Here is a 23,417-nt window from a genome sequence, read left to right as displayed (position 1 = left end):
GGATTAAAACGCCGCCAGCAGTTGCTGCAGGCGTGGCCCAATCTGTTCAAACATCCGCGGCGAAATGATCTCGACGTGGGCGCAATCCAGCGGCCATATGTCCAGTTCGGCAACGTAAGGTGACCAGGCGCGACCGGCATCCTGACCGGGTTGCTGCGTCTGTTCCGCCAGGAACAGGGTCGCCCGGCCGTTGAAGCGCGCGCTGCGGGCCGTGGCCAGCAGTCGCACTGAGCTGGCGTAGTTGGCTTCGATGGTGGTAAACAGCGCCTCCATCCCTTCTCCCGCCTGCTGGCGCTGCGCCGCAATAAACTGCTCGCGCTCCCGGTTAACCTCTTCCAGTACCGCCGGATCCAGTACGTTTTCCCCGCGCTTCTCATCCCAGTTCTGCGTCTCTGGTGGCCAGGTATCCAGCAGGCCGAGGAAGGCAACGGTTTCACCTGCGGCTTCCAGCCGCGCCGCAATACCCTGCGCCAGCGTCCCGCCCAGCGAATAGCCGAGGAAATAGTAAGGACCGTGCGGCTGCTGCTGGCGTATCGTCGCCAGGTGCGCCTCACACACCGCATCGAGATGCGATGCCTGATTGAGTGGGCTGGTGAGATCCGGTGACTGAATGCCAAGCAGCGACCAGCGTGCATCGAGATAGCGTTGCAGTACGCTGAACTGCCAGGCAAAACCTGAAGCCGGATGGAAGCAGAACAGCGTCGGCCCGCTGCCGCGCCGCAGCGGCAGCACCGCTTCAAAGCCGGCACGGCTGGCCTCAGCCGATTCACTGCTCAGCAAGGCTGCCAGTTTTTCCACCGTGGAAGCGACCATAATCTGGCCGACCGACACCGGCTGATTGAGGCGGCGGCGCAGCTGTGCCGCCAGCCGCATCGCCAGTAACGAGTGGCCGCCGAGGGCGAAGAAATCATCCTGAGCGCTGATCGACTCCCGCTCCAGCAGCGTGGCGAACGCCTGTGCCAGGGTGGTTTCCAGTCCCGGATGCGGGTCCCGGCCCGCTTCCGCTGTCTGCGTCTGCGGCAGCGGCAACGCTTTACGATCCAGCTTGCCGTTGCTGCTGAGCGGTAACGCCGCCAGCTGCACGATAGCGACCGGTACCATGTGCGCAGGCAGTTGAGTCGCCAGCGCCTGACGCATCGCCACGGCATCAATCGGCTGATCCGCCACCACATAGCCCACCAGCTGGCGCGCATCTCCCTGCTGAGGGTCTGCGCCACCCAGCACCAGTGCATGCGTCACCGCCTGCTCCACGCCGGGCAGGGCAGCCAGGGCGTGGTCGATCTCATTCAGTTCAATCCGCTGTCCGCGAATTTTAAGCTGATCGTCGCTGCGGCCGAGATATTCGACTGCGCCATTGGCCAGCCAGCGCGCAACATCGCCGGTACGGTACATCCGGCTGCCGTCGCCATAGGGATCAGCGACAAAACGACTGGCGGTCAGGTCAGGGCGATCAAGATAGCCATGCGCCAGCTGTACGCCGGTCAGATAGAGATCGCCAGCCACGCCAGGCGGCACCGGTTGCAGACGGGCATCCAGAATCCGTAAGCCGGTGTTCCAGACCGGGAAGCCAATTGGCACGCTGGCACCTTCGACCGCCGCCAGTTCTTCACCCGAGGCCGGGTAATAGCTGACGTCGACCGCTGCTTCGGTCGGACCATAGAGATTGTGCAGCGCGACATGGGTCAGCTTTTGCCACTGGCGTGACAGCTCAGCCGGTAACGCTTCGCCGCTGCAGAACACCTGGCGCAGGGTAGCGCAACGCGCCACGGCGTCCGCATCCTGCAGCGTGGCGACAAAGGCCGCCAGCATCGACGGCACAAAATGGGTCGTGGTAACGCGATGGCGGGCAAACAGCTGTTGCAACGCTTCCGGATCGCGATGGGCATCCGGCGGGGCCATCACCAGCTGTGCGCCGACCATCAGCGGCCAGAAGAACTCCCAGACGGACACGTCGAAGCTGCTCGGGGTTTTCTGCAATACCACATCACTGCTGCCGAGTGGATAGTGATCCTGCATCCACAGCAGGCGGTTAACGATCGCCTGATGGCTGACCAGCACCCCTTTCGGCCGACCGGTTGAGCCGGAGGTATAGATAATGTAAGCGCCATCCTGCGGGCGTGGCTGCTGGCTGATCTCTGACGTGTTCGGGGTTAACAGTGCGTCATAAAACAGCGGGGTGACCGGCGTAAGGGCGGCCAGTCGTCCGGCCAGCTGATGACAGGTGATCAGCGTTTTCGGCGCGGCATCTTCCAGCATCATCTGCAGACGATCGTCAGGATAGCCGGTATCGAGCGGCAGGTAAGTGGCACCCGCGCTAACGATAGCCTGCAGCGCCAGCGACAGGAACACCGATCGCGGCAGGGCGACGGCGACGATATCGCCCGGCTTCACACCCTGTGCAATCAGCTGCTGCGCCAGCGCCGCCACCTGCTGCTGCATCTGTTGATAAGTAAGCTGATGGGCCTCATCCGCCAGCGCCGGGGCCTGCGGAGTACGCTGCGCCTGGCTTAACAGCAGGCTGCTCAGCGTCTCTGCCGGTAGCGGCATTGCCGTCTGGTTAAGGGTGGCTAACTGCTGATGTTCAGCCGGCGTCAGCATATCCAGCTCGCCACACGGGCGATCGGGATCGGCGGCCAGCTGCGACAGCAGCAGATCAACGCGGCTGGCGTGTTGTCTGAGGGTTACTTCGCTGTAACGCTGCGCGTTCGCCAGCAGTTCCAGCGTCAGGTCACCCTGTTCGCTGAGGTAGATGGCAATCTCCAGATCGCGTACCGGGCCGGAGGCGAGCTGATGCGTCACGCCTTTAATGCCGGCAAAATCGAGCTGGTAATCAAACATCTTGAGGTTGATCACCGGTCCGTAGAGCGGATCGCTGTCGCCGGAACGGCCCAGATCACGCTGTACCTGCTCGGCATCGTAGCGCTGATGTCGACGCATTTTTTTTATTTCGCCCGCCAGTCGCGCCGCCAGCGCGCCGAGCGGCTGGGCCGGATCGTTGTGCACCGCCATCGGCAGCACATTGATCACCGGACCGGTGGCACACAGCGCGGCTGAACCGATGCGGCGCATAAAGATAAAACCGGCGGCAAAGTCGTTTTGTCCGCTGAGACGTGCCAGCCACAGCGAGACCAGCGCAATCGCGGTGTCAGCCGCGCTGAGCTGCAGCTGTTGGGTATGCGCCAGCAGGGCCTGAAAGTTATTGCTGTCCAGCGCAAAGCGATGGCGCAGCAGATCGGTACTGGCACTCTGGCCCGCCAGCGGCTGGTCGGAGAGCGACGCAGGCGCGGGAAGCTGCGCGCCTTTTTCGCGCCAGAACTGCGCATCACGCTGCCAGCCAGCAGATTGCTGGTAGCGCTGGTACTCTTCGACCACCTCGCTGAACGGCGTAAAGGGCGTCGGCTCGGGCGTTTCATCACGCTGCCAGGCGCTATAAAGATTGGCAATACGGCGGGTCAGGGCGGTAAAGCTGAAGCCATCGACCACCAGATGATGATAACGCTGATACCAGTACCAGTGCTCATCACCCAGCCGCAACAGGCTGTGGTGGTACAGCGGCGCGCCGCTTATCACCCGCAGGTCACCAGACATATCCTGCTGCATCAGCGCACGAGCCGCGGCGACCGGATCGGCTGAATTGCGCAGGTCAATCACCTGCGGCGTAGCAAAGCGCTGCGGTGCAGACCACTGCTGTGGTTCACCGTCCTGCTCGCCAAACGTCATATTCAGCGTATCCGCTTCCTGCATGCCGGCAACGATTGCTTTGGCCAGCAGCGTGCTGTTGAGCGCGCCGCGCAGTTCAACAAAATGCGCCACCGCGTAAGCATTAGCGTGCGGGGATAACTGGTCTGCGATCCAGATGCCGGGCTGAGCGGCAACCAGCGGCAACGTTTTCTGTTCAGTCAGGTTCGGGTTCATGATGATCTCAGACATCGTCGCTCCGGCTGGTGCTAGCGCTGGCGGTGACCGGACGAATATCGTGCCAGTTTTCATTCAGCCAGCTGAGGCAGATCGCCTGTGGCTGGGGACCAAATACCGGCTGCCAGCCAGACGGAATCGCCCGGAAGGCGGGCCATAAACTGTACTGTTGCTGGTTATTGATCAGTACATGACAATCCTGCTGCGGATCGTCGAACGGATTGAGATGTTGCATATTGGTCTCCTGCCCGTGATATCCAGGCGAGATATCGCCCTCATCCTGCGCGCCGCCGCTGACCGCGAGCGACCTCGGGCGTGAAAGAGGGCCGATAAGCGAATTACGGGTATTGCCACATTGCTTTTAATCCGGCCAGCAGGCCGCCGCGCCAGCAGAGCGCGTCGTGACCGCCTTCAAACGGTTGATAGCTAACCTGATGCCCGGCCGCGATTAAATCACGCTCAAATTGTTGATTCGCTGCCAGAATCAGCCGCTCACGCCGTCCAGCTTCGAGATAAAAGCGGCGCGGCGGCGCCTGCAGCAAACCTTGTTGTAGTTGTTGCGGTAGCCAGCCGTTGGGGTTACCGCGCGCCGGCCACCAGAAGGAGCCGGAAAGGCTGATGGCGGCACCAAAGGTCTCTGGCCAGCTTAAGGTGGCGTAAGCTGCGGAAAGTCCGCCAAAACTCTGTCCCGCCACCAGCGTGCTGTCGCCCTGCACCCGGCAGGCGACGGTTTGCTGAATCAGCGGCAGGAGTTCGTGCTGCACCGCCAGCCAGAATTCAGGATTACAGGTCAGCTCCCGGCTGCGGTGTTCCCGGTCGATAATGTCGATCATCGCATAGACCGCCGGTGGCAGTTCGCCTGCGGCGGTGAGCTGCCGCAGCGGACCGGCAATCGGCATGGTCTGCGCCCAGAACTGTCCATCCAGCAATAACGCCAGCGGACGTGCGGCGGAAGAGGCCTCGCCACTGCAGTAAAGCCACACCGTGCGCTGATTACCCAGTCGTTCGCTGCGCCACAGCAGCGGTTGCAGCGGGATAGCCGCCGGCTGGCCGCGATCAACCTCGTGCCACACCGATTGATCGGGCGCCTGCGGCAGGTGCAGCGGTGATACCCGCATGCCGCGTCCGCCGGCCCAGCCGCGCAATGGGTTGAGCGGGTCTGCCTGCGCTGACGGGAATTTGCCGCTCCACCATTGGCGCAGCGTCTGCATATCAGTCTGGCCGTCAAATTTCTCTGCCTGGCGATCGGGTATCAGGCAGTAGCTGCCGCGCCAGTCAGCGGGCAGGGTGGTTTGCCACCACCAGACATCGGTATGGGGAACGCGTGTTAAGGAGGAGGGGGCGGCGGACTGATGGTGATCGGTCACGCCGGTGATGTTGATCCAGACGCGGCGGATCGCCGAGTGGGACTCATCGCCGTGGGGATCACGCCAGAAGAAGGTGACCTGACAGGTTCCCTCTTCGCCGGGTTCAATCAAGGGAATGCCCTGTTGCTGCTGCTGTTGCCACCAGGCGTCACTGCCGGTCACTTCATTTAACCACGTCATACGCGCCATCAGTCGATCACTACACTTGATTAGGGGTGATGCATGTTATGAATAATACTATTGATAATTATTTTCATTTGCAATAGGGTGTTTCCGCTCTACAGGGAGCGCACGCATCCTCTCTGCCGTATCGGGCTTCAGACCGGGACGAGGGTCTGTTGAAGATGGTCCGGAGAGAACTGGAATGCGTTGCAGGCAAGGTACTTACCTTTTCACCGGCGCGCCGGCAGTGGCCTTTCGCTGGCAATCCAGGAATAAAAAAATGAAAAAGTTATCCCGGCTTTCGTTAGCCATTATGATTGAACTTGGCGTCACCACCTCTCTCATTTCTACCGGGTCAGTAGCTGCCGCTACTGACCCGGGCATCACCAGCAACTCATCCGATACCGCCAGCGACAGCACCATGATGGTCACCGCCGCCGAGCAAACGCTTCAGGCACCCGGTGTGTCGACCATCACCGCCGACGAAATCAAAAAACATCCGCCTGCTCGCGACGTCTCTGAAATCATTCGTACCATGCCCGGCGTTAACCTGACCGGTAACTCCACCAGCGGCCAGCGCGGTAATAACCGACAGATCGATATCCGCGGCATGGGGCCGGAAAACACCCTGATCCTCGTTGATGGCTTGCCAGTGACCAGCCGCAACTCGGTGCGTCTGGGCTGGCGTGGCGAGCGTGATACGCGCGGCGACAGCAACTGGGTTCCGCCTGAGATGATTGATCATATTGAAGTGATCCGTGGTCCGGCGGCGGCCCGTTACGGTAATGGTGCTGCTGGCGGGGTGGTAAATATCATCACCAAAAAAGAGCTGGATAATCAGTGGCACGGCTCGTGGAGCGCCTACTACAACGTGCCGCAGCATAAAGATGAAGGGGCAACCCGACGCACTAACTTTAGCCTCGAAGGGCCGTTAGGCGACGACTCCAGCTTCCGGCTGTATGGCGGACTGGCAAAAACTCAGGCCGATGCGTACGACATTAATGAAGGACATGCTGCCCAGCGAACCGGTACCTATGCCGGATCCTATCCGGCCGGCCGTGAAGGCTCGGTCAATAAAGATGTTCATGCCTTACTGCGCTGGGCTTTTGCGCCAATGCAGGCACTGGAGTTTGGCGCCGGTTACAGTCGGCAGGGCAACCTGTATGCCGGTGATACACAGAACACCAACACCAACGCGCTGGTGAAAAGCAAATATGGTGATGAAACTAATCGCCTTTATCGGCAGAGCTTCTCGCTGAAGTGGACCGGCGCCTGGGATAATGGCATCAGTACCAATACCTATGCGCAATATGAGAACACCCGCAACTCGCGCCTGAATGAAGGGCTGGCGGGCGGCACCGAAGGGATCTTCTCCAACAGCGACTTCAACACCATTCAGCTGGACGATGTGCTGCTGCACAGTGAGGTCAGTATTCCGTTTGAATGGCTGGTCAATCAGACGGCTACCCTCGGCACCGAGTGGAACCAGCAGCGGATGAAGGATCCGTCATCGACCACTCAGGCGGCTAGCTACGGTTCCATTCCGGGCATCGCCACCACCGGTCGCAGCCCTTATTCTCAGGCTGAAATCTTCTCACTGTTTGCTGAAGACAACATTGAACTGACTGACAGCACCATGCTGACGCCAGGCCTGCGTTTCGATCATCACTCCATCGCAGGTAACAACTGGAGCCCGTCGCTCAACCTGTCACAGGGATTAGGCGATGACTTCACGCTGAAAATGGGCATCGCCCGCGCCTACAAAGCGCCGAGCCTGTATCAGACCAACCCGAACTATCTGCTTTACAGTAACGGCCAGGGCTGCGCCTCTAGCGCCGGTGCCTGTTATCTGATGGGCAACGACGATTTGAAAGCGGAAAACAGCATCAACAAAGAGGTGGGGCTGGAGTGGAAACATGAGGGTTATCAGGCCGGTCTGACCTGGTTCCGCAATGATTACCGCAATAAGATTGAGGCAGGCACGCTGCCAACCGGTACCGCCTCGAACGGTAAAACCGACATCTATAAGTGGGAAAACGTGCCGAAAGCGGTGGTGGAAGGGCTGGAAGGGACGGTTAACGTGCCGTTCTCAGACAGCGTGAGCTGGAACAATAACTTCACCTACATGCTGCAGAGTAAGAACAAAGAGACCGGCGATCGCCTGTCGGTTATCCCGGAATACACCCTGAACTCGACGCTGAGCTGGCAGGCGACACAGGATCTGTCACTGCAAACCACGCTGACCTGGTACGGCAAACAGGTGCCGAAAAAGTATGACTATAAAGGCAATCCGGTCACGGGCAGCGCCACCGATGAGGTTAGTCCATACTCAGTGGTCGGCATGAGCGGTACCTATGACGTCAACAAATATGCCAGCGTCACTGTGGGGATCGACAACCTGTTCGATAAGCGCCACTTCCGCGAAGGCAATGCGCAGACCACCGGTAACGCCACTACCGGCGCGTATTTGTACGGTGCCGGTGCTAACACCTTTAACGAGTCGGGCCGCACTTACTATATGAGTGTGAATACCCACTTCTGATGGGGTTAGCCATAACCCGATCCGGATGAATCTGGCCGCAATTGATAAGCTCAACGCGCAGGGAGCAGGGGAGGAAAGCGTTCCACACCATGGACAAAAACGCCAGGCGGTGTCCCGACTTCGGGCGTACCTCAGAGATGAGGTGCGTAATCGCGCGGGCCGGACGACCAGGGATTGGCTTAAGCGTTTTTCTGAGCTGCCTCTGTTTCCAGTGCAGGCTCGGTCTCATCGCTGACGGGGCCAGACTTTATTAACAAACGCAGCAGGTTGATCGCCTGCTGCGTTTTTTTTCGCTACTTAATCAGTTGTTCTGGTTAATATCGCGGTAGAGCCGGCTCTCAAAACGCACCAGCGGAATACGGCGGGTACGCTGATCTTCCGGTGGAACCGCATAGCCGGAGAGGAACTGCACAAAGGCGACCCGGGCACCACTCGAGGTGGTGATAAAGCCCGCCAGGTTGTAGACCCCCTGCAGTGAGCCGGTTTTTGCCGACACTTTGCCATCCAGTCCCGCCTCATGCAGCCCGCCACGGTACTGCAGCGTGCCGTCATAACCAGCCAGCGGCAGCATCGAGATGTAGTCCAGCGTGCTGTCATTCTTCGCAATGTACTGCAGTACCTGCATCATGGTTTGCGGCGAAATCAGGTCATGACGCGACAGGCCGGAACCGTCGACCTGAATGCTGTTGCCCATGTCGATATTGGCTTTGGCTTTCAGGATCCGGCGAACTGCATCCTGACCGGCGCGGAAGGTTCCCGGCACGTTGAAGTAATGATGGCCAATGGTGCGAAACACCGTGTCGGCAATCATGTTGTCAGACTTCTTCAGCATGGTATGCAGCAGCGTATGCAGCGGTGCCGACTGGGTTGAGGCCAGTACCGTGCCAGGCTCGGTGACCAGAGACTGACGCACCAGATGCCCGCTGTAATCGATATCCGCGGCACGCAGCTCCGCTTTCAGAATCTCGCCAGCCCAGGCGGCGTCATCCTGAACCGCAAACGCCAGCGGCAGCGGTTCGGCACGTTGACGCATGCAGCCGGTCAGGGTGTAACGGTTCAGTTCGCCCGGCACCACGTCCAGTTCGCAATATTGCCCTTCGCCGCTGTTGCGGCCGATGGTGCGCACCTGGCTGTACATATGCGCCGGGTAATAGGAGGCGATACGCACAAACGCATTCTCGCCCGGCGTGTTAGCACTGTAGAGCGAAACGGAGAAACAGTTTTTGTCGACGATCGCCGCACCCGGCGGGGCGCTGAAGCACTGGGTCAGGTCGTTCCACGGCCAGCCCGGTGCCATGTCATGACTGGCAAACACCGAGGTATCAATCACCAGATTGCCTTTGATATGGGTGATGCCCTGCTTCTTTAACGCTGCCACCATGTTGCGCAGATCCTGCCGGCTTAAGGTGGGATCGCCGGCAAAACGTGCCACTAAATCGCCGTTCAGCGTGCCATCAACCAGCGCGCCTTTGGTCTCAAAGGTGGTCTGAAAACGGTAGTCTCCGCCCAGTTCCAGTAATGCCGCCAACGCCGTCACTACCTTCATGGTACTGGCGGGCAACGCCATCTGTTTTCCGTGGTAATCAATGATCGGCGTTGATGCACCCACTTTCTGCACCATCAGCGCCAGATTGGCGCCGTCTGGCAGATACTGCATGTATTCATCAACTGGCGCTGCTTGTGCCTGCAGCATAAATGCACAGGTTAATCCGGTAACAAGTCGTGAAAATCGCATAATCTCGCGGTAACTGGCAGGTGAAGCCGTCAATACTACGTCGCTGGGTGGTGGAAAGTAAACGATGACCCGCAGGGAACTCTGGGGTAAAATACGTATCAAATTGCAAAACCCTTTTCTGGCCTGGAATACTGTCCGGGTCAGGATTCTTTTGTTTGCAAAACCGGCTAATGCGTCGCAGAACGCTTTTTTCTGCAGTCACCGGTCAGGATGACACCGTTAAACAGGATAGATGACGAGGAGCTTAAATGAATCAGATTCCGATGACGTTAAGAGGCGCAGAAAGATTGCGCGAAGAGCTGAACGAGCTGAAAACCGTGAAGCGTCCGCGCATTATTGCCTCTATCGCTGACGCGCGCGAGCATGGCGACCTGAAAGAGAACGCGGAATATCATGCCGCACGTGAAGAGCAGGGTTTTTGTGAGGGCCGCATACAGGAGATTGAAGCCAAACTCTCCAATGCCCAGGTGATTGACGTCACCCAGATGCCCAAAACCGGCCGGGTCATTTTTGGCGCGACGGTAACCGTACTGAACATCGATACCGACGAAGAGTCGACCTATCGTATCGTGGGTGATGACGAAGCTGACTTTAAGCAAAATCTGATTTCTGTAAATTCACCGATGGCGCGTGGCCTGGTGGGTAAAGAGGCAGATGATGTGGCGATTATCAAAACCCCTGGCGGCGATGTTGAATATGAAATCCTGAAGGTGGAATACCTTTAAGATGTTGCTACGCTTTGAAATGCGTTAAAGCACAATGTAAAGAAAGGAAAAAGGCCGCATTGCGGCCTTTTATCTGAGGTAAGAGCATGGCACTTTCTTTGCCCACTTAACGTGGCAGAGAAATCTTGCTCTCTTTAGACGGGCGATACAGCACCAGCGTTTTGCCGATCACCTGTACGTTGCTGGCACCGGTTTCACGCACGATCGCCTCAACGATCAGCTGCTTTGTTTCACGATCTTCTGAGGCAATTTTCACCTTAATCAGTTCGTGATGCGACAGAGCCTGCTCGATTTCGGCCAGCACGCCTTCAGTCAGGCCATTGCCACCCAGCATAACCACCGGCTTGAGCGGATGGGCGAGGCCCTTGAGGTGCTGTTTTTGTTTGGTACTTAGATTCATCGTAGTTTTTTACTTACTCAGGGATTGAAAACGGTTCATTCTACCGCCATCTCGGGTATATCACCAAATCGACGCAACCCATTGCGTGCAGGTTTATCGCTACGATGACGATTTAGTTGGAAATATTATGACGGGTAAAAAGCGTTCGGCCAGCTCCAGCCGCTGGCTCCAGGAACACTTTAGCGATAAATATGTGCTTCAGGCGCAGAAAAAAGGGTTGCGTTCGCGCGCCTGGTTTAAACTTGATGAAATACAACAGGGTGACAAGCTTTTCAAACCCGGCATGACCGTGGTAGATCTGGGTGCTGCACCCGGTGGCTGGTCACAATATGTCGTACAGCAAATTGGGAACAAAGGGCGCGTTATTGCCTGTGATATCCTGCCTATGGATCCGATTGTCGGTGTCGATTTCCTTCAGGGTGATTTTCGTGAAGAATCGGTGATCAATGCGCTGCTTGAGCGCGTTGGCGATCAGAAAGTTCAGGTTGTCATGTCCGATATGGCACCGAATATGAGTGGTACACCTGCCGTAGATATTCCCCGGTCGATGTATTTAGTCGAACTGGCGCTGGAAATGTGTCGGGATATCCTGGCACCCGGCGGCAGTTTTGTAGTGAAAGTGTTTCAGGGAGATGGCTTCGATGAATACCTGCGGGAAATTCGCTCCCTGTTTACGAAAGTGAAAATTCGTAAGCCGGACGCTTCACGGTCACGTTCACGTGAAGTGTACATTGTGGCGACTGGGCGCAAACTATAACCAAATTGCTGGAGTAGTCCGCAGTTTTGCTGCGATTCCATGTATGAAGGATCTATAGTACCCTACGCTATCTGTTAACACCGTTGTAATATGAGGTTAATCCCTTGAGTGACATGGCGAAAAACCTGATTCTCTGGTTAGTCATCGCGGTCGTGCTGATGTCAGTATTCCAGAGCTTTGGGCCCAGCGAGTCGAATGGCCGTAGGGTTGATTATTCAACCTTCCTGTCGGAAGTGAACCAGGATCAGGTCCGCGAGGCACGTATTAACGGGCGTGAAATTAACGTTATTAAAAAAGACAGCAATAAATACACCACCTACATTCCTGTCAATGATCCCAAGTTGCTCGATAACCTCTTGACCAAAAACGTCAAAGTGGTTGGCGAACCACCGGAAGAGCCAAGCCTGCTGGCGTCGATCTTCATCTCGTGGTTCCCGATGCTGCTGCTGATCGGGGTGTGGATCTTCTTTATGCGCCAGATGCAGGGCGGCGGCGGCAAGGGCGCGATGTCCTTCGGCAAGAGTAAAGCCCGCATGCTGACGGAAGACCAGATTAAAACCACTTTCGCCGACGTTGCCGGGTGTGACGAAGCGAAAGAGGAAGTCGCCGAGCTGGTGGAATATCTGCGTGAACCGAGCCGCTTCCAGAAGCTGGGCGGTAAGATTCCGAAAGGCGTGCTGATGGTCGGTCCTCCGGGTACCGGTAAAACCTTGCTGGCGAAAGCGATTGCCGGTGAAGCGAAAGTGCCTTTCTTTACTATCTCCGGTTCTGACTTCGTTGAAATGTTTGTTGGTGTCGGTGCATCTCGTGTGCGTGACATGTTCGAACAGGCCAAAAAAGCGGCACCGTGCATCATCTTCATCGATGAAATCGATGCGGTGGGCCGTCAGCGTGGCGCGGGTTTAGGCGGTGGTCATGATGAGCGTGAGCAGACACTGAACCAGATGCTGGTTGAGATGGATGGTTTCGAAGGTAACGAAGGTATTATCGTTATCGCCGCGACTAACCGTCCTGACGTGCTTGACCCGGCGCTGCTGCGTCCAGGCCGCTTCGACCGTCAGGTGGTGGTGGGCTTGCCAGACGTGCGTGGCCGTGAGCAGATTCTGAAAGTGCATATGCGCCGTGTTCCGCTGGCGACCGATATTGACGCGGCAATCATTGCGCGCGGTACGCCTGGCTTCTCCGGTGCCGACCTGGCTAACCTTGTCAACGAAGCGGCGCTGTTTGCTGCCCGTTCGAACAAGCGTGTAGTGTCGATGGTTGAGTTTGAGAAAGCGAAAGACAAAATCATGATGGGTGCGGAACGTCGCTCCATGGTGATGACGGAAGCGCAGAAAGAGTCAACCGCCTATCACGAAGCGGGTCACGCGATCATTGGTCGTCTGGTGCCTGAGCACGATCCGGTGCACAAAGTGACCATCATTCCGCGCGGCCGTGCGCTGGGTGTGACCTTCTTCCTGCCTGAAGGCGACGCGATCAGCGCCAGCCGTCAGAAACTGGAAAGTCAGATTTCAACGCTGTACGGCGGCCGCCTGGCAGAAGAGATCATCTACGGTGCTGAACATGTTTCTACCGGTGCGTCGAATGACATTAAAGTCGCGACCAACCTGGCACGTAACATGGTGACGCAGTGGGGCTTCTCAGAAAAACTGGGTCCACTGCTGTATGCCGAAGAAGAGGGTGAAGTGTTCCTCGGACGTTCAGTCGCGAAAGCGAAACATATGTCCGATGAAACAGCCCGCATTATCGACCAGGAAGTTAAACACCTGATCGACAGCAACTACCAGCGTGCTCGCCGCATTCTGGGTGAGAACATGGACATCCTTCACGCGATGAAAGACGCGCTGATGAAGTATGAAACCATTGATGCACCGCAGATCGACGACCTGATGGCGCGCCGCGAAGTGCGTCCGCCAGCCGGCTGGGAAGATCCAGGCAGCAGCAACTCTGACAGCAACGGCACGCCAAAGGCGCCGCGTCCGGTCGATGAACCGCGTACGCCAAACCCAGGCAACACCATGTCAGAACAGTTCGATAAATAAGACGTCACCTCGTCAGACAAAACCCCGGCTGGTCCGGGGTTTTTTACATCCAGATATTGATCAGCAAGGAGTGATTCGCCATGAAGTTGTTCGCCGGTGATTCCCATCTCGATTTATCATTTCCCCATGTGATGGGTATTTTGAATGTCACGCCCGACTCCTTTTCCGATGGCGGTAAGCATAACGCGCTGGTCGATGCGCTCACCCACACCAATGAGATGGTCAATGCTGGCGCGACCATTATCGATGTCGGCGGTGAATCGACCCGTCCGGGGGCCGATGAGGTCAGCGTCGAGCAGGAGCTGGAGCGGGTCATCCCGGTGGTCGAAGCGATTGCCCAGCGTTTTGAGGTCTGGATTTCGGTCGATACCTCTAAAGCCGAAGTGATCCGGGAATCAGCGCGAGTGGGCGCTCACATCATCAACGATGTGCGCTCGCTCTCAGAGCCAGGTGCGCTGGAAGCGGCGGCAGCGACCGGCCTGCCGGTCTGTTTAATGCATATGCAGGGCGAACCACGCACCATGCAGCAGGCGCCACACTATGAAAACATCCTGCACGAAGTGGACACTTACTTCGCGCAGCAGATCGCGCGTTGCGAAGCGGCGGGAATCAAAAAAGAGCGGCTGATACTCGACCCGGGCTTCGGTTTCGGTAAAAATCTTAGCCACAACTATGAACTGCTGGCTCATCTCAGCGATTTTCACCATTTCGGCCTGCCACTGCTGGTGGGCATGTCGCGCAAATCGATGATAGGTCAGTTGTTGAATGTCGGTCCGTCACAGCGTTTAACCGGCAGCCTGAGCTGTGCGGTCATCGCCGCGATGCAGGGTGCACAGATTATTCGCGCCCATGATGTCAAAGAGACGGCCGAAGCGATGCGCGTGGTCGAAGCGACCCGAAGAGCAAAAGGATAATCATGAGTAATCGTAAATATTTCGGTACAGATGGCATTCGTGGCAAAGTCGGTGAAGCGCCAATCACCCCTGATTTCGTCCTGAAGCTGGGCTGGGCCGCAGGGAAAGTGCTGGCGCGTCACGGTTCGAAAAAGATCATTATCGGTAAGGACACCCGCATCTCCGGCTATATGCTGGAGTCAGCCTTAGAAGCCGGTCTGGCGGCCGCGGGCCTGACCGCCGCCTTTACCGGACCGATGCCGACCCCGGCCATCGCTTACCTGACCCGTACATTCCGCGCCGAAGCGGGGATTGTGATTTCGGCGTCGCATAACCCGTTCGACGATAACGGTATCAAATTCTTCTCATCCGAAGGCACCAAATTGCCGGACGACGTTGAAGAAGCGATCGAACTGGAGATGGAAAAACCGATTACCTGTGTTGAATCCGCCTTACTGGGCCGTGCCAGCCGTATTGTTGATGCCGCCGGACGTTACATCGAATTCTGCAAGGGCACCTTCCCAAGCGAGCTAAACCTTAACGGCCTGAAAATCGTGGTCGACTGCGCTAACGGGGCCACCTACCACATTGCACCGAATGTATTGCGTGAACTGGGCGCTACGGTGATTGCCATTGCCACCCAGCCGGATGGGATGAACATCAACAAAGAGTGTGGCGCTACCGATCTGAAGATGCTGCAACAGCGGGTGCTGGCGGAGAAAGCGGATATCGGTCTGGCCTACGATGGCGACGGCGATCGCATCATGATGATTGACCATCTGGGCGAAAAGGTGGATGGCGACCAGATTCTCTACATCATTGCGCGCGAAGGGCTGCGTCAGGGCCAGTTGCGCGGCGGCGTAGTCGGCACGCTGATGAGCAATATGGGCCTGGAGTTGGCGCTTAAGCAGCTCGGTATTCCGTTTGCCCGGGCAAAAGTGGGTGACCGCTACGTGCTGGAGAAGATGCAGGAGAAGGGCTGGCGTCTGGGGGCAGAGAACTCAGGCCATGTGATCCTGCTGGATAAAACCACCACCGGTGACGGCATCGTGGCAAGTTTGCAAGTACTTACTGCAATGGTGCGCAACCACATGAGCCTGCACGATCTGTGCAGCGGCATGAAAATGCTGCCTCAGGTACTGGTCAACGTCCGCTTTACCGGTGAGCACGATCCGTTACAGAGCGACGCGGTGAAAACCGTGACGGCAGAGGTGGAAAAAGCGCTGGCCGGCCGGGGGCGGGTGTTGCTGCGCAAGTCGGGCACCGAGCCGTTGATTCGGGTGATGGTGGAAGGCGAGAATGAGGCGCAGGTAACCGAGTTGGCAAACCGCATCGCCGATCAGGTAAAGGCGTTTTAATCGGCTGACAGGCGGTTCGCAGGTTACCGAACCGCCTGTAAAATCACCGGGATGGCGTTTTTTTCTGCAATTAGTTTGGGTGATGAAAATTGCGCTTGCAGAGGTATCCGCCTTTGGTTAGTATTCACACCCGCTTCTGATGGGTGATGACGAGACTCCCCATCAATACTGGTTGAAGCTTTAACTGTACGATTATCGTGCAAGGAACAGGTTGAATATGTACGAAGCTCTTTTAGTTGTTTTCCTTATTGTAGCTATCGCCCTCGTGGGTATGATCATGCTGCAGCAAGGCAAAGGCGCTGATATGGGAGCCTCATTCGGTGCAGGCGCATCCGGTACGCTGTTTGGTTCTACGGGTTCAGGTAATTTCATGACACGTACAACCGGCATCTTAGCGGCACTGTTCTTCATCATCAGCCTGGTTCTCGGTAACCTGAACAGTAATAAAGCCTCGAAAGGAAGCGAGTGGGAAAATCTTTCTGCGCCGGCGCAGTCTTCTCAACAGACTGAAAAGCCAGCTCAACCGGCCACGCCGGGCAGCGATATTCCTAAGTAAGTTCGTCAACACAACGAATCGTTGTGGTCAGTGTAGTGCCGTGGTGGTGGAATTGGTAGACACGCTACCTTGAGGTGGTAGTGCCCGATTGGGCTTACGGGTTCAAGTCCCGTCCTCGGTACCAAATCTTAGTATTACTTGCATTTTATGCAGGTTTGGCGTATTATTCGCCACGTTTTCGGACGCGGGGTGGAGCAGCCTGGTAGCTCGTCGGGCTCATAACCCGAAGGTCGTCGGTTCAAATCCGGCCCCCGCAACCACTTTCCCTTTGAGTTGTTTTTCAAATATACTGTGTGCATCGACGGACGCATTCACGGCTCATTTTTGAAAGAAAATTCTTTGGATGGAGTCCGAGCCGCATTGCGGCGTACAGGGTCCAGTGATTAAAAGCCCCGAATATTCGGGGTTTTTTGTTATTAGCGAATCGTAATACTGGGCTATAGGCCCTTTTTTTATGTCTTGGGGGTGGGCTTGTCCACATTAGAGCAAAAATTGACAGAGTTGGTATCGGCTCCGGTAGAAGCGCTGGGCTACGAACTGGTTGGAATTGAATTCGTTCGTGGTCGCACATCAACCCTGCGCATCTATATTGATAGTGAAGATGGCATCAATGTCGATGATTGCGCCGATGTCAGCCACCAGGTAAGTGCCGTAATGGATGTCGAAGATCCCATTACCGTGCCTTACAACCTAGAAGTGTCCTCACCGGGACTCGATCGTCCTCTGTTCACTGCAGAACACTATGTCCGTTTTATGGGCGATGAAGTGAGTCTGGTGCTGCGTATGGCCGTTCAGAACCGCCGTAAATGGCAGGGTATCATCAAGTCCGTTGATGGCGAGATGATCACGGTGAACGTTGAGGGTAACGATGAAGTGTTCGCGCTGAGTAATATTCAGAAAGCGAACCTGGTCCCCCACTTTTAAAAGTCCGGATTGAGGCTAACCAGGATGAACAAAGAGATCTTAGCTGTTGTAGAAGCCGTTTCTAACGAAAAAGCCCTGCCGCGTGAGAAAATCTTCGAAGCGCTGGAGAGCGCGCTGGCGACTGCGACCAAGAAAAAGTACGAGCAAGAAATTGACGTACGCGTCAGCATTGATCGCCGAAGTGGCGATTTCGATACTTTCCGCCGTTGGGAAATCGTAGAAGAGGTGACGCAGCCGACGCGCGAGATCACGCTGGATGCGGCCCGCTTCGAAGATGAAGCATTCAATCTGGGCGAATATGTCGAAGATCAGATTGAATCGGTCACCTTTGACCGTATCACCACCCAGACCGCTAAGCAGGTTATCGTGCAAAAAGTGCGCGAAGCTGAGCGCGCGATGGTGGTTGATCAGTTCCGTGAGCAGGAAGGCGAAATTATTACTGGCGTGGTGAAGAAAGTTAACCGCGACAATATTTCCCTCGATTTAGGCAGCAATGCCGAAGCGGTTATCCTGCGTGAAGATATGCTGCCGCGTGAAAACTTCCGCCCAGGCGACCGTATTCGTGGCGTGCTCTACTCCGTTCGCCCGGAAGCACGTGGCGCGCAGCTGTTCGTGACGCGTTCCAAACCGGAAATGCTGATTGAACTGTTCCGCATTGAAGTGCCAGAAATTGGCGAAGAAGTGATTGAAATTAAAGCCGCTGCTCGTGATCCGGGCTCGCGCGCTAAAATTGCAGTCAAGACCAACGACAAACGTATCGATCCGGTGGGTGCCTGTGTGGGCATGCGTGGCGCGCGTGTTCAGGCGGTTTCCAGTGAACTGGGCGGCGAGCGTATCGATATCGTGCTGTGGGACGACAACCCGGCGCAGTTTGTTATCAACGCCATGGCTCCGGCTGATGTGGCGTCAATCGTGGTTGATGAAGATAACCACACCATGGATATCGCTGTAGAAGCTGGCAATCTGGCTCAGGCGATCGGCCGTAACGGCCAAAACGTGCGTCTCGCTTCACAGCTGAGTGGCTGGGAGCTGAACGTAATGACCGTCGATGATCTGCAGGCCAAACATCAGGCTGAAGCACACGCAGCAATCGATATGTTCACCAAACATCTCGACATCGACGAAGAGTTCGCCACCGTACTGGTGGAAGAGGGCTTCTCTTCGCTGGAAGAACTGGCATACGTGCCAATCAACGAGCTGTTGGAAATTGACGGCCTCGACGAAGAGACCATTGAAGCCCTGCGTGAACGAGCAAAAAATGCGTTAACCACCCTGGCACTGGCGAAAGAAGAGAGCCTTGGTAACCAGCAGCCCGCTGAGGATCTTCTGAATCTTGAAGGTCTGGATCGTGCTCTGGCTTTCCGCCTGGCGTCGAAAGGCGTTTGCACGCTGGAAGATCTCGCTGAGCAAGGTGTTGACGATCTGACGGATATTGAAGGCATGTCTGATGAGCAAGCCGGCGCGCTGATTATGGCCGCCCGTAATATCTGCTGGTTCGGCGATGACGCGTAATAACAGGAAGGAACAGCATGACAGATGTAACCGTAAAATCGCTGGCCGCAGAAATTCAGACTCCGGTCGATCGCCTGGTACAGCAATTTGCTGATGCGGGGATCCCTAAGTCTGAAAATGACGCAGTGACCCAGCACGAGAAAGAAACCTTATTGTCTCACCTGAATCGTGAGCACGGTCAGGTCGGTTCAGCTAAGCTGACGCTGCAGCGTAAAACGCGCAGCACCTTGAATATTCCAGGCACCGGGGGTAAAAGTAAGTCGGTGCAAATCGAAGTCCGCAAAAAGCGCACATACGTGAAAGGTGATGCAGAGTCTGAGCAAGCTCAGGCCGAAGCAGAAGCCGAGGCGCAGCGTGAAGCGGAAGAGCAGGCGCAACGCGAGGCTGAAGAAAAAGCCCGTCGCGAAGCTGAACAGAAAGCGCAACGTGAAGCCGAAGAGAAAGCCAAGCGCGAAGCCGCTGACAAGGCCAAACGTGCAGCAGCGGAAAATGAGAAAGTGACAAATCAACCTACCGACGAAGTGACCAAGGCTGCGCAGTCCGATAAAGCCCGTCGCGAAGCTGAAGCTGCCGAACTGAAGCGTAAAGCTGAAGAAGAAGCCCGCCGTAAGCTTGAAGAGGCTGCCCGCCTCGTAGCAGAAGAAGCCCGCCGTCTGGCCGAAGAGAAGTCAGCTGAATGGGAAAAACCGGAAGAAGAGGATAAAGGCGACTATCACGTCACCACTTCGACCCATGCCCGTCAGGCTGAAGACGAAAATGACCGTCAGGTTGAAGCGGGTCGTGCGCGTGCGCGTACTACTGCTAAAGCTGCGCGTCCGGCGAAAAAAGGCAACAAACATTCTGAAGCCAAAACTGACCGTGAAGAAGCGCGTGCGCAGATTCGTGGTGGTAAAGGCGGTAAGCATCGCAAACCAAGCGCCTTGCAGCAGGGCTTTAACAAGCCAGCCCAGGCGGTTAACCGCGATGTTGTGATTGGTGAAACCATCACCGTAGCCGAACTGGCTAACAAAATGGCGGTGAAAGGTTCTCTGGTCATCAAAGCGATGATGAAGATGGGCGCCATGGCGACCATCAACCAGGTTATCGACCAGGAAACTGCACAACTCGTTGCCGAAGAGATGGGCCACAAAGTGACCCTGCGTCGTGAAAACGAGCTGGAAGAAGCGGTAATGGACGATCGTGATACCGATGCAGCGCAGGAATCTCGCGCACCGGTTGTGACCATCATGGGCCACGTCGACCACGGTAAAACCTCACTGCTGGACTACATCCGCTCCACCAAAATCGCCTCTGGCGAAGCGGGCGGCATTACTCAGCACATCGGTGCATACCACGTTGAAACCGATAACGGCATGGTCACCTTCCTCGACACCCCAGGCCACGCCGCGTTTACCGCAATGCGTGCACGTGGTGCGCAGGCGACTGACATCGTTATCCTGGTGGTAGCAGCAGACGATGGCGTGATGCCACAGACTGTCGAAGCTATTCAGCACGCCAAAGCGGCCAAAGTGCCGGTTGTGGTTGCGGTGAATAAGTGCGATAAGCCAGAAGCCGATCCGGATCGCGTTAAAAACGAACTGACTCAGTACGGTATCATTCCGGAAGAGTGGGGCGGCGAAAACATGTTCGTCAACGTGTCTGCGAAAGCGGGTACCGGCATTGACGATCTGCTTAACGCTATCCTGCTGCAGGCGGAAGTGCTGGAACTGACCGCTATCCGTGAAGGTATGGCGAGCGGCGTGGTAATCGAATCGTTCCTCGATAAAGGTCGTGGTCCGGTTGCAACCGTGCTGGTACGTGAAGGTACGCTGAACAAAGGCGACATCGTGCTGTGTGGCTTCGAATATGGCCGCGTTCGTGCAATGCGTGACGAACTGGGTCGCGAAGTAACAGAAGCGGGTCCGTCTATCCCGGTTGAGATTCTGGGTCTGTCCGGTGTGCCGGCTGCCGGTGATGAAGCGACCGTGGTCCGTGACGAGAAGAAAGCGCGTGAAGTGGCACTTTATCGTCAGGGCAAATTCCGCGAAGTTAAACTGGCTCGCCAGCAGAAATCTAAGCTGGAGAACATGTTTGCTAACATGACCGAAGGCGAAGTGTCTGAACTGAACATCGTGCTGAAAGCGGACGTTCAGGGTTCTGTGGAAGCGATCTCCGACTCCCTGCTGAAACTCTCCACTGACGAAGTGAAGGTGAAGATTGTCGGTTCAGGCGTGGGCGGGATCACCGAAACCGATGCGACGCTGGCTGCGGCCTCTAACGCCATCATCCTTGGCTTCAACGTCCGTGCCGATGCCTCTGCGCGTCGCGTCATCGATGCAGAAAGCCTGGATCTGCGCTACTACTCCGTCATCTATAACCTGATTGACGAAGTGAAAGCGGCGATGAGTGGTATGCTGGCTCCGGAATACAAACAGCAGATCATTGGTCTGGCTGAAGTCCGCGACGTGTTCAAATCACCGAAATTCGGTGCAGTGGCAGGTTGTATGGTGACCGAAGGCAACATCAAACGTCACAATCCAATCCGCGTCCTGCGTGACAACGTGGTGATTTACGAAGGCGAGCTGGAATCTCTGCGTCGCTTTAAAGATGACGTCAACGAAGTGCGTAACGGCATGGAGTGCGGTATCGGCGTGAAGAACTACAATGACGTCCGTGTCGGCGATATGATTGAAGTCTTTGAAGTGATTGAAGTTAAACGCACCATCGCGTAAGTCACTGCTGATGTGATGCAATTTGGGAGGCCACTGGCCTCCCGAATTATTTGGGAGAAATAATGATGGCGAAAGAATTTGGTCGCCCGCAGCGCGTTTCACAAGAGCTGCAAAAAGAGATTGCGATGATCCTGCAGCGCGAGATTAAAGATCCGCGTCTTGGCATGATGGTCACCGTCTCCGGTGTTGAAGTCTCACGTGATCTGGCTTACGCCAAAGTGTTCGTGACCTTCCTGAATGATAAAGATGAAGAAGCGGTAAAAAATGGCCTGAAAGCGCTGAAAGAAGCCTCAGGTTATATCCGTATTCTGCTCGGCAAAGCGATGCGCCTGCGTATCGTGCCGGAGCTGACCTTCTTCTACGACAACTCGTTGATCGAAGGGATGCGCATGTCTAACCTCGTCAGCAGCGTCGTGAAAAACGATGCTGAGCGCCGTGGCCCTGACGCCACCGGTGAAGACGAGGAGGCGTAATGAGTCGTCCGCGTCGTCGCGGTCGCGACGTCCATGGCGTGTTGTTGCTGGATAAGCCACAAGGCGTCTCGTCGAATGATGTGCTGCAGAAAGTGAAGCGTATTTTTAACGCCAACCGCGCAGGACACACCGGCGCGCTTGATCCGCTGGCGACCGGCATGCTGCCGATTTGCCTGGGTGAAGCGACGAAGTTTTCACAGTATCTGCTGGACTCCGATAAGCGTTATCGGGTGATTGCTCGCCTCGGGGAGCGCACTGATACCTCCGATGCCGATGGCAACGTGGTGCAGACGCGCCCGGTGAGCTTCAGTCAGGCAGAACTGGATGCGGCACTGGACAGCTTCCGCGGCGAAACGCTGCAGGTGCCGTCGATGTTTTCTGCGTTAAAGCATCAGGGCCGACCGCTGTATGAATATGCGCGTCAGGGCATTGAGATTGCGCGCGAGCCGCGTCCGATCACCGTCTACGAATTGCAATTTATTCGCTGGGAAGGTGATGAACTGGAGCTGGAAATCCACTGCTCCAAAGGGACCTATATCCGCACTATCATCGATGATCTGGGCGAAAAGCTCGGCTGTGGTGCGCACGTTATCATGCTGCGTCGGGTGCAGGTTGCACGCTACCCGTATGAGCGCATGGTCACGCTGGAACAGCTCAATGGTTTGCTGACTGCCGCGACCGAAGCCGGTCTTCCGCTGGAAACCCAGCTCGATCCGCTGCTGCTGCCGATGGACAGTCCCGCTGCGGATTTCCCTGAAGTGAATTTGTTGTCTACCGTGGCGGCGTACTTCAAACAGGGACAGCCCGTGCAGGCCAGCAACGTGCCGGCGCAGGGACTGGTCCGGGTCACCGAAGGCGAGGCGCGTAAATTTATCGGCATGGCGGAAATCGCCGACGATGGCCGCGTGGCGCCCCGGCGTTTAGTGGTTGAGTATCAGGATTAAGTGGCGTGATGTTTTTTCGCTGATAGCGCAATTGCGTTGCTATCGGGCGAAGAGTAGAATAGCGCGGCTTTAAAGCGGGATGCTGAATTAGAGATCGGCACCCATACATTCATTTTTTACTGGAGTTTATTATGTCTCTAAGCGTAGAAGCTAAAGCAGAGATCGTTGCTAAATATGGCCGTGGTGCTAACGACAGCGGTTCAACCGAAGTTCAGGTTGCCCTGTTGACTGCGCAGATTACTCATCTGCAGGGTCACTTCTCTGAGCACAAAAAAGACCACCACAGCCGCCGCGGTCTGCTGCGCATGGTATCTCAGCGTCGTAAGCTGCTGGACTACCTGAAGCGTAAAGACGTTGCACGCTACAGCAGCCTGATCGAAAGCCTCGGTCTGCGTCGCTAA

18 protein-coding genes and 2 tRNA genes are annotated in these 23,417 nt (G+C 56.3%); 15 read left to right on the top strand and 5 right to left on the bottom strand.

Annotated features, from left to right (window positions below; all coding sequences use genetic code 11):
* Positions 1 to 3: 3 nt before the first annotated feature.
* The 3 genes from ACLIBF_RS18715 to fes all read right to left on the bottom strand — a co-directional run bounded on the left by ACLIBF_RS18715 (position 4) and on the right by fes (position 5,471).
* The gene (locus tag ACLIBF_RS18715) at positions 4 to 3,930 is read right to left on the bottom strand and encodes an enterobactin synthase subunit F (protein ID WP_279809659.1); all 3,927 of its coding nucleotides are present in this window, start codon (positions 3,928 to 3,930) and stop codon (positions 4 to 6) included.
* Positions 3,923 to 4,150: an MbtH family protein gene (locus tag ACLIBF_RS18710; protein WP_031375422.1), complete on the bottom strand. Its 228-nt coding sequence runs from the start codon at positions 4,148 to 4,150 to the stop codon at positions 3,923 to 3,925. Before ACLIBF_RS18710 ends, ACLIBF_RS18715 begins: the two co-directional genes overlap by 8 nt.
* A 103-nt stretch (positions 4,151 to 4,253) precedes the next feature.
* On the bottom strand, positions 4,254 to 5,471 hold the full coding sequence (gene fes, locus ACLIBF_RS18705) for an enterochelin esterase (protein WP_279809660.1): 1,218 nt from the start codon (positions 5,469 to 5,471) through the stop codon (positions 4,254 to 4,256).
* A gap of 253 nt (positions 5,472 to 5,724) precedes the next feature.
* Here fes and ACLIBF_RS18700 point away from each other — a divergent pair, with 253 nt between their 5' ends.
* Positions 5,725 to 7,986: a TonB-dependent siderophore receptor gene (locus ACLIBF_RS18700; RefSeq protein ID WP_448310267.1), complete on the top strand. Its 2,262-nt coding sequence runs from the start codon at positions 5,725 to 5,727 to the stop codon at positions 7,984 to 7,986.
* Positions 7,987 to 8,287: 301 nt separating this feature from the next.
* Here the strand turns inward: ACLIBF_RS18700 and dacB are convergent, their stop codons facing one another.
* Positions 8,288 to 9,721, bottom strand: coding sequence for a serine-type D-Ala-D-Ala carboxypeptidase (gene dacB, locus ACLIBF_RS18695; protein WP_031375420.1), 1,434 nt, complete (start codon positions 9,719 to 9,721; stop codon positions 8,288 to 8,290).
* 248 nt (positions 9,722 to 9,969) lie between these two features.
* Between dacB and greA the strand changes: the two genes are divergently transcribed.
* On the top strand, positions 9,970 to 10,446 hold the full coding sequence (greA, locus tag ACLIBF_RS18690; protein ID WP_031375419.1) for a transcription elongation factor GreA: 477 nt from the start codon (positions 9,970 to 9,972) through the stop codon (positions 10,444 to 10,446).
* A gap of 106 nt (positions 10,447 to 10,552) precedes the next feature.
* Here the strand turns inward: greA and yhbY are convergent, their stop codons facing one another.
* Positions 10,553 to 10,846, bottom strand: coding sequence for a ribosome assembly RNA-binding protein YhbY (gene yhbY / locus ACLIBF_RS18685; protein WP_010251809.1), 294 nt, complete (start codon positions 10,844 to 10,846; stop codon positions 10,553 to 10,555).
* 127 nt (positions 10,847 to 10,973) lie between these two features.
* Between yhbY and rlmE the strand changes: the two genes are divergently transcribed.
* The 13 genes from rlmE to rpsO all read left to right on the top strand — a co-directional run bounded on the left by rlmE (position 10,974) and on the right by rpsO (position 23,417).
* Positions 10,974 to 11,603 carry a 23S rRNA (uridine(2552)-2'-O)-methyltransferase RlmE gene (gene rlmE / locus ACLIBF_RS18680; RefSeq protein ID WP_031375418.1) on the top strand — a complete coding sequence of 210 codons (630 nt, stop codon included), beginning with the start codon at positions 10,974 to 10,976 and terminating at the stop codon, positions 11,601 to 11,603.
* 113 nt (positions 11,604 to 11,716) lie between these two features.
* A complete protein-coding gene (gene ftsH, locus ACLIBF_RS18675; protein WP_031375417.1) occupies positions 11,717 to 13,645 on the top strand; it encodes an ATP-dependent zinc metalloprotease FtsH in 1,929 nt (642 codons plus the stop codon).
* Between the two features lie 80 nt (positions 13,646 to 13,725).
* Positions 13,726 to 14,559: a dihydropteroate synthase gene (folP, locus tag ACLIBF_RS18670; protein ID WP_031375416.1), complete on the top strand. Its 834-nt coding sequence runs from the start codon at positions 13,726 to 13,728 to the stop codon at positions 14,557 to 14,559.
* Positions 14,560 to 14,561: 2 nt separating this feature from the next.
* Positions 14,562 to 15,896: a phosphoglucosamine mutase gene (gene glmM / locus ACLIBF_RS18665; protein WP_031375415.1), complete on the top strand. Its 1,335-nt coding sequence runs from the start codon at positions 14,562 to 14,564 to the stop codon at positions 15,894 to 15,896.
* 217 nt (positions 15,897 to 16,113) lie between these two features.
* On the top strand, positions 16,114 to 16,452 hold the full coding sequence (gene secG, locus ACLIBF_RS18660; RefSeq protein WP_031375414.1) for a preprotein translocase subunit SecG: 339 nt from the start codon (positions 16,114 to 16,116) through the stop codon (positions 16,450 to 16,452).
* 37 nt (positions 16,453 to 16,489) lie between these two features.
* Positions 16,490 to 16,576, top strand: a tRNA-Leu gene (locus ACLIBF_RS18655).
* A 59-nt stretch (positions 16,577 to 16,635) separates the two neighbouring features.
* Positions 16,636 to 16,712 (top strand) — tRNA-Met (locus tag ACLIBF_RS18650).
* A 211-nt stretch (positions 16,713 to 16,923) separates the two neighbouring features.
* Positions 16,924 to 17,376: a ribosome maturation factor RimP gene (gene rimP / locus ACLIBF_RS18645; RefSeq protein WP_031375413.1), complete on the top strand. Its 453-nt coding sequence runs from the start codon at positions 16,924 to 16,926 to the stop codon at positions 17,374 to 17,376.
* A gap of 24 nt (positions 17,377 to 17,400) precedes the next feature.
* Entirely contained in the window at positions 17,401 to 18,888 is a 1,488-nt protein-coding gene (gene nusA / locus ACLIBF_RS18640; RefSeq protein ID WP_031375412.1) for a transcription termination factor NusA, read from the top strand.
* A 17-nt stretch (positions 18,889 to 18,905) separates the two neighbouring features.
* Positions 18,906 to 21,599 carry a translation initiation factor IF-2 gene (infB, locus tag ACLIBF_RS18635; protein WP_031375411.1) on the top strand — a complete coding sequence of 898 codons (2,694 nt, stop codon included), beginning with the start codon at positions 18,906 to 18,908 and terminating at the stop codon, positions 21,597 to 21,599.
* Between the two features lie 65 nt (positions 21,600 to 21,664).
* Positions 21,665 to 22,072: a 30S ribosome-binding factor RbfA gene (gene rbfA, locus ACLIBF_RS18630; RefSeq protein WP_031375410.1), complete on the top strand. Its 408-nt coding sequence runs from the start codon at positions 21,665 to 21,667 to the stop codon at positions 22,070 to 22,072.
* A complete protein-coding gene (gene truB, locus ACLIBF_RS18625) occupies positions 22,072 to 23,016 on the top strand; it encodes a tRNA pseudouridine(55) synthase TruB (RefSeq protein WP_279809662.1) in 945 nt (314 codons plus the stop codon). The genes rbfA and truB overlap by 1 nt, the downstream gene beginning before the upstream one ends.
* Before the next feature lie 131 nt (positions 23,017 to 23,147).
* Positions 23,148 to 23,417 (top strand): 30S ribosomal protein S15, encoded by a 270-nt coding sequence (rpsO, locus tag ACLIBF_RS18620; RefSeq protein WP_003851063.1) that lies wholly within the window; start codon positions 23,148 to 23,150, stop codon positions 23,415 to 23,417.

The organism is Pantoea sp. PGP6 (genome assembly GCF_053474785.1).
This window is presented reverse-complemented; position numbering and strand designations above follow the sequence as displayed.

What these genes read in the sequence shown, in the direction of transcription:
- nusA (WP_031375412.1), top strand. Translation starts at nt 17,401, where the DNA reads ATGAACAAAGAGATCTTAGCTGTTGTAGAAGCCGTTTCTAACGAAAAA.
- infB (WP_031375411.1), top strand. Translation starts at nt 18,906, where the DNA reads ATGACAGATGTAACCGTAAAATCGCTGGCCGCAGAAATTCAGACTCCG.
- glmM (WP_031375415.1), top strand. Translation starts at nt 14,562, where the DNA reads ATGAGTAATCGTAAATATTTCGGTACAGATGGCATTCGTGGCAAAGTC.
- truB (WP_279809662.1), top strand. Translation starts at nt 22,072, where the DNA reads ATGAGTCGTCCGCGTCGTCGCGGTCGCGACGTCCATGGCGTGTTGTTG.
- ftsH (WP_031375417.1), top strand. Translation starts at nt 11,717, where the DNA reads ATGGCGAAAAACCTGATTCTCTGGTTAGTCATCGCGGTCGTGCTGATG.
- yhbY (WP_010251809.1), bottom strand. Translation starts at nt 10,846, where the DNA reads ATGAATCTAAGTACCAAACAAAAACAGCACCTCAAGGGCCTCGCCCAT.
- rpsO (WP_003851063.1), top strand. Translation starts at nt 23,148, where the DNA reads ATGTCTCTAAGCGTAGAAGCTAAAGCAGAGATCGTTGCTAAATATGGC.
- ACLIBF_RS18715 (WP_279809659.1), bottom strand. Translation starts at nt 3,930, where the DNA reads ATGTCTGAGATCATCATGAACCCGAACCTGACTGAACAGAAAACGTTG.
- ACLIBF_RS18700 (WP_448310267.1), top strand. Translation starts at nt 5,725, where the DNA reads ATGAAAAAGTTATCCCGGCTTTCGTTAGCCATTATGATTGAACTTGGC.
- greA (WP_031375419.1), top strand. Translation starts at nt 9,970, where the DNA reads ATGAATCAGATTCCGATGACGTTAAGAGGCGCAGAAAGATTGCGCGAA.
- rbfA (WP_031375410.1), top strand. Translation starts at nt 21,665, where the DNA reads ATGGCGAAAGAATTTGGTCGCCCGCAGCGCGTTTCACAAGAGCTGCAA.
- folP (WP_031375416.1), top strand. Translation starts at nt 13,726, where the DNA reads ATGAAGTTGTTCGCCGGTGATTCCCATCTCGATTTATCATTTCCCCAT.
- dacB (WP_031375420.1), bottom strand. Translation starts at nt 9,721, where the DNA reads ATGCGATTTTCACGACTTGTTACCGGATTAACCTGTGCATTTATGCTG.
- fes (WP_279809660.1), bottom strand. Translation starts at nt 5,471, where the DNA reads ATGGCGCGTATGACGTGGTTAAATGAAGTGACCGGCAGTGACGCCTGG.
- ACLIBF_RS18710 (WP_031375422.1), bottom strand. Translation starts at nt 4,150, where the DNA reads ATGCAACATCTCAATCCGTTCGACGATCCGCAGCAGGATTGTCATGTA.
- secG (WP_031375414.1), top strand. Translation starts at nt 16,114, where the DNA reads ATGTACGAAGCTCTTTTAGTTGTTTTCCTTATTGTAGCTATCGCCCTC.
- rlmE (WP_031375418.1), top strand. Translation starts at nt 10,974, where the DNA reads ATGACGGGTAAAAAGCGTTCGGCCAGCTCCAGCCGCTGGCTCCAGGAA.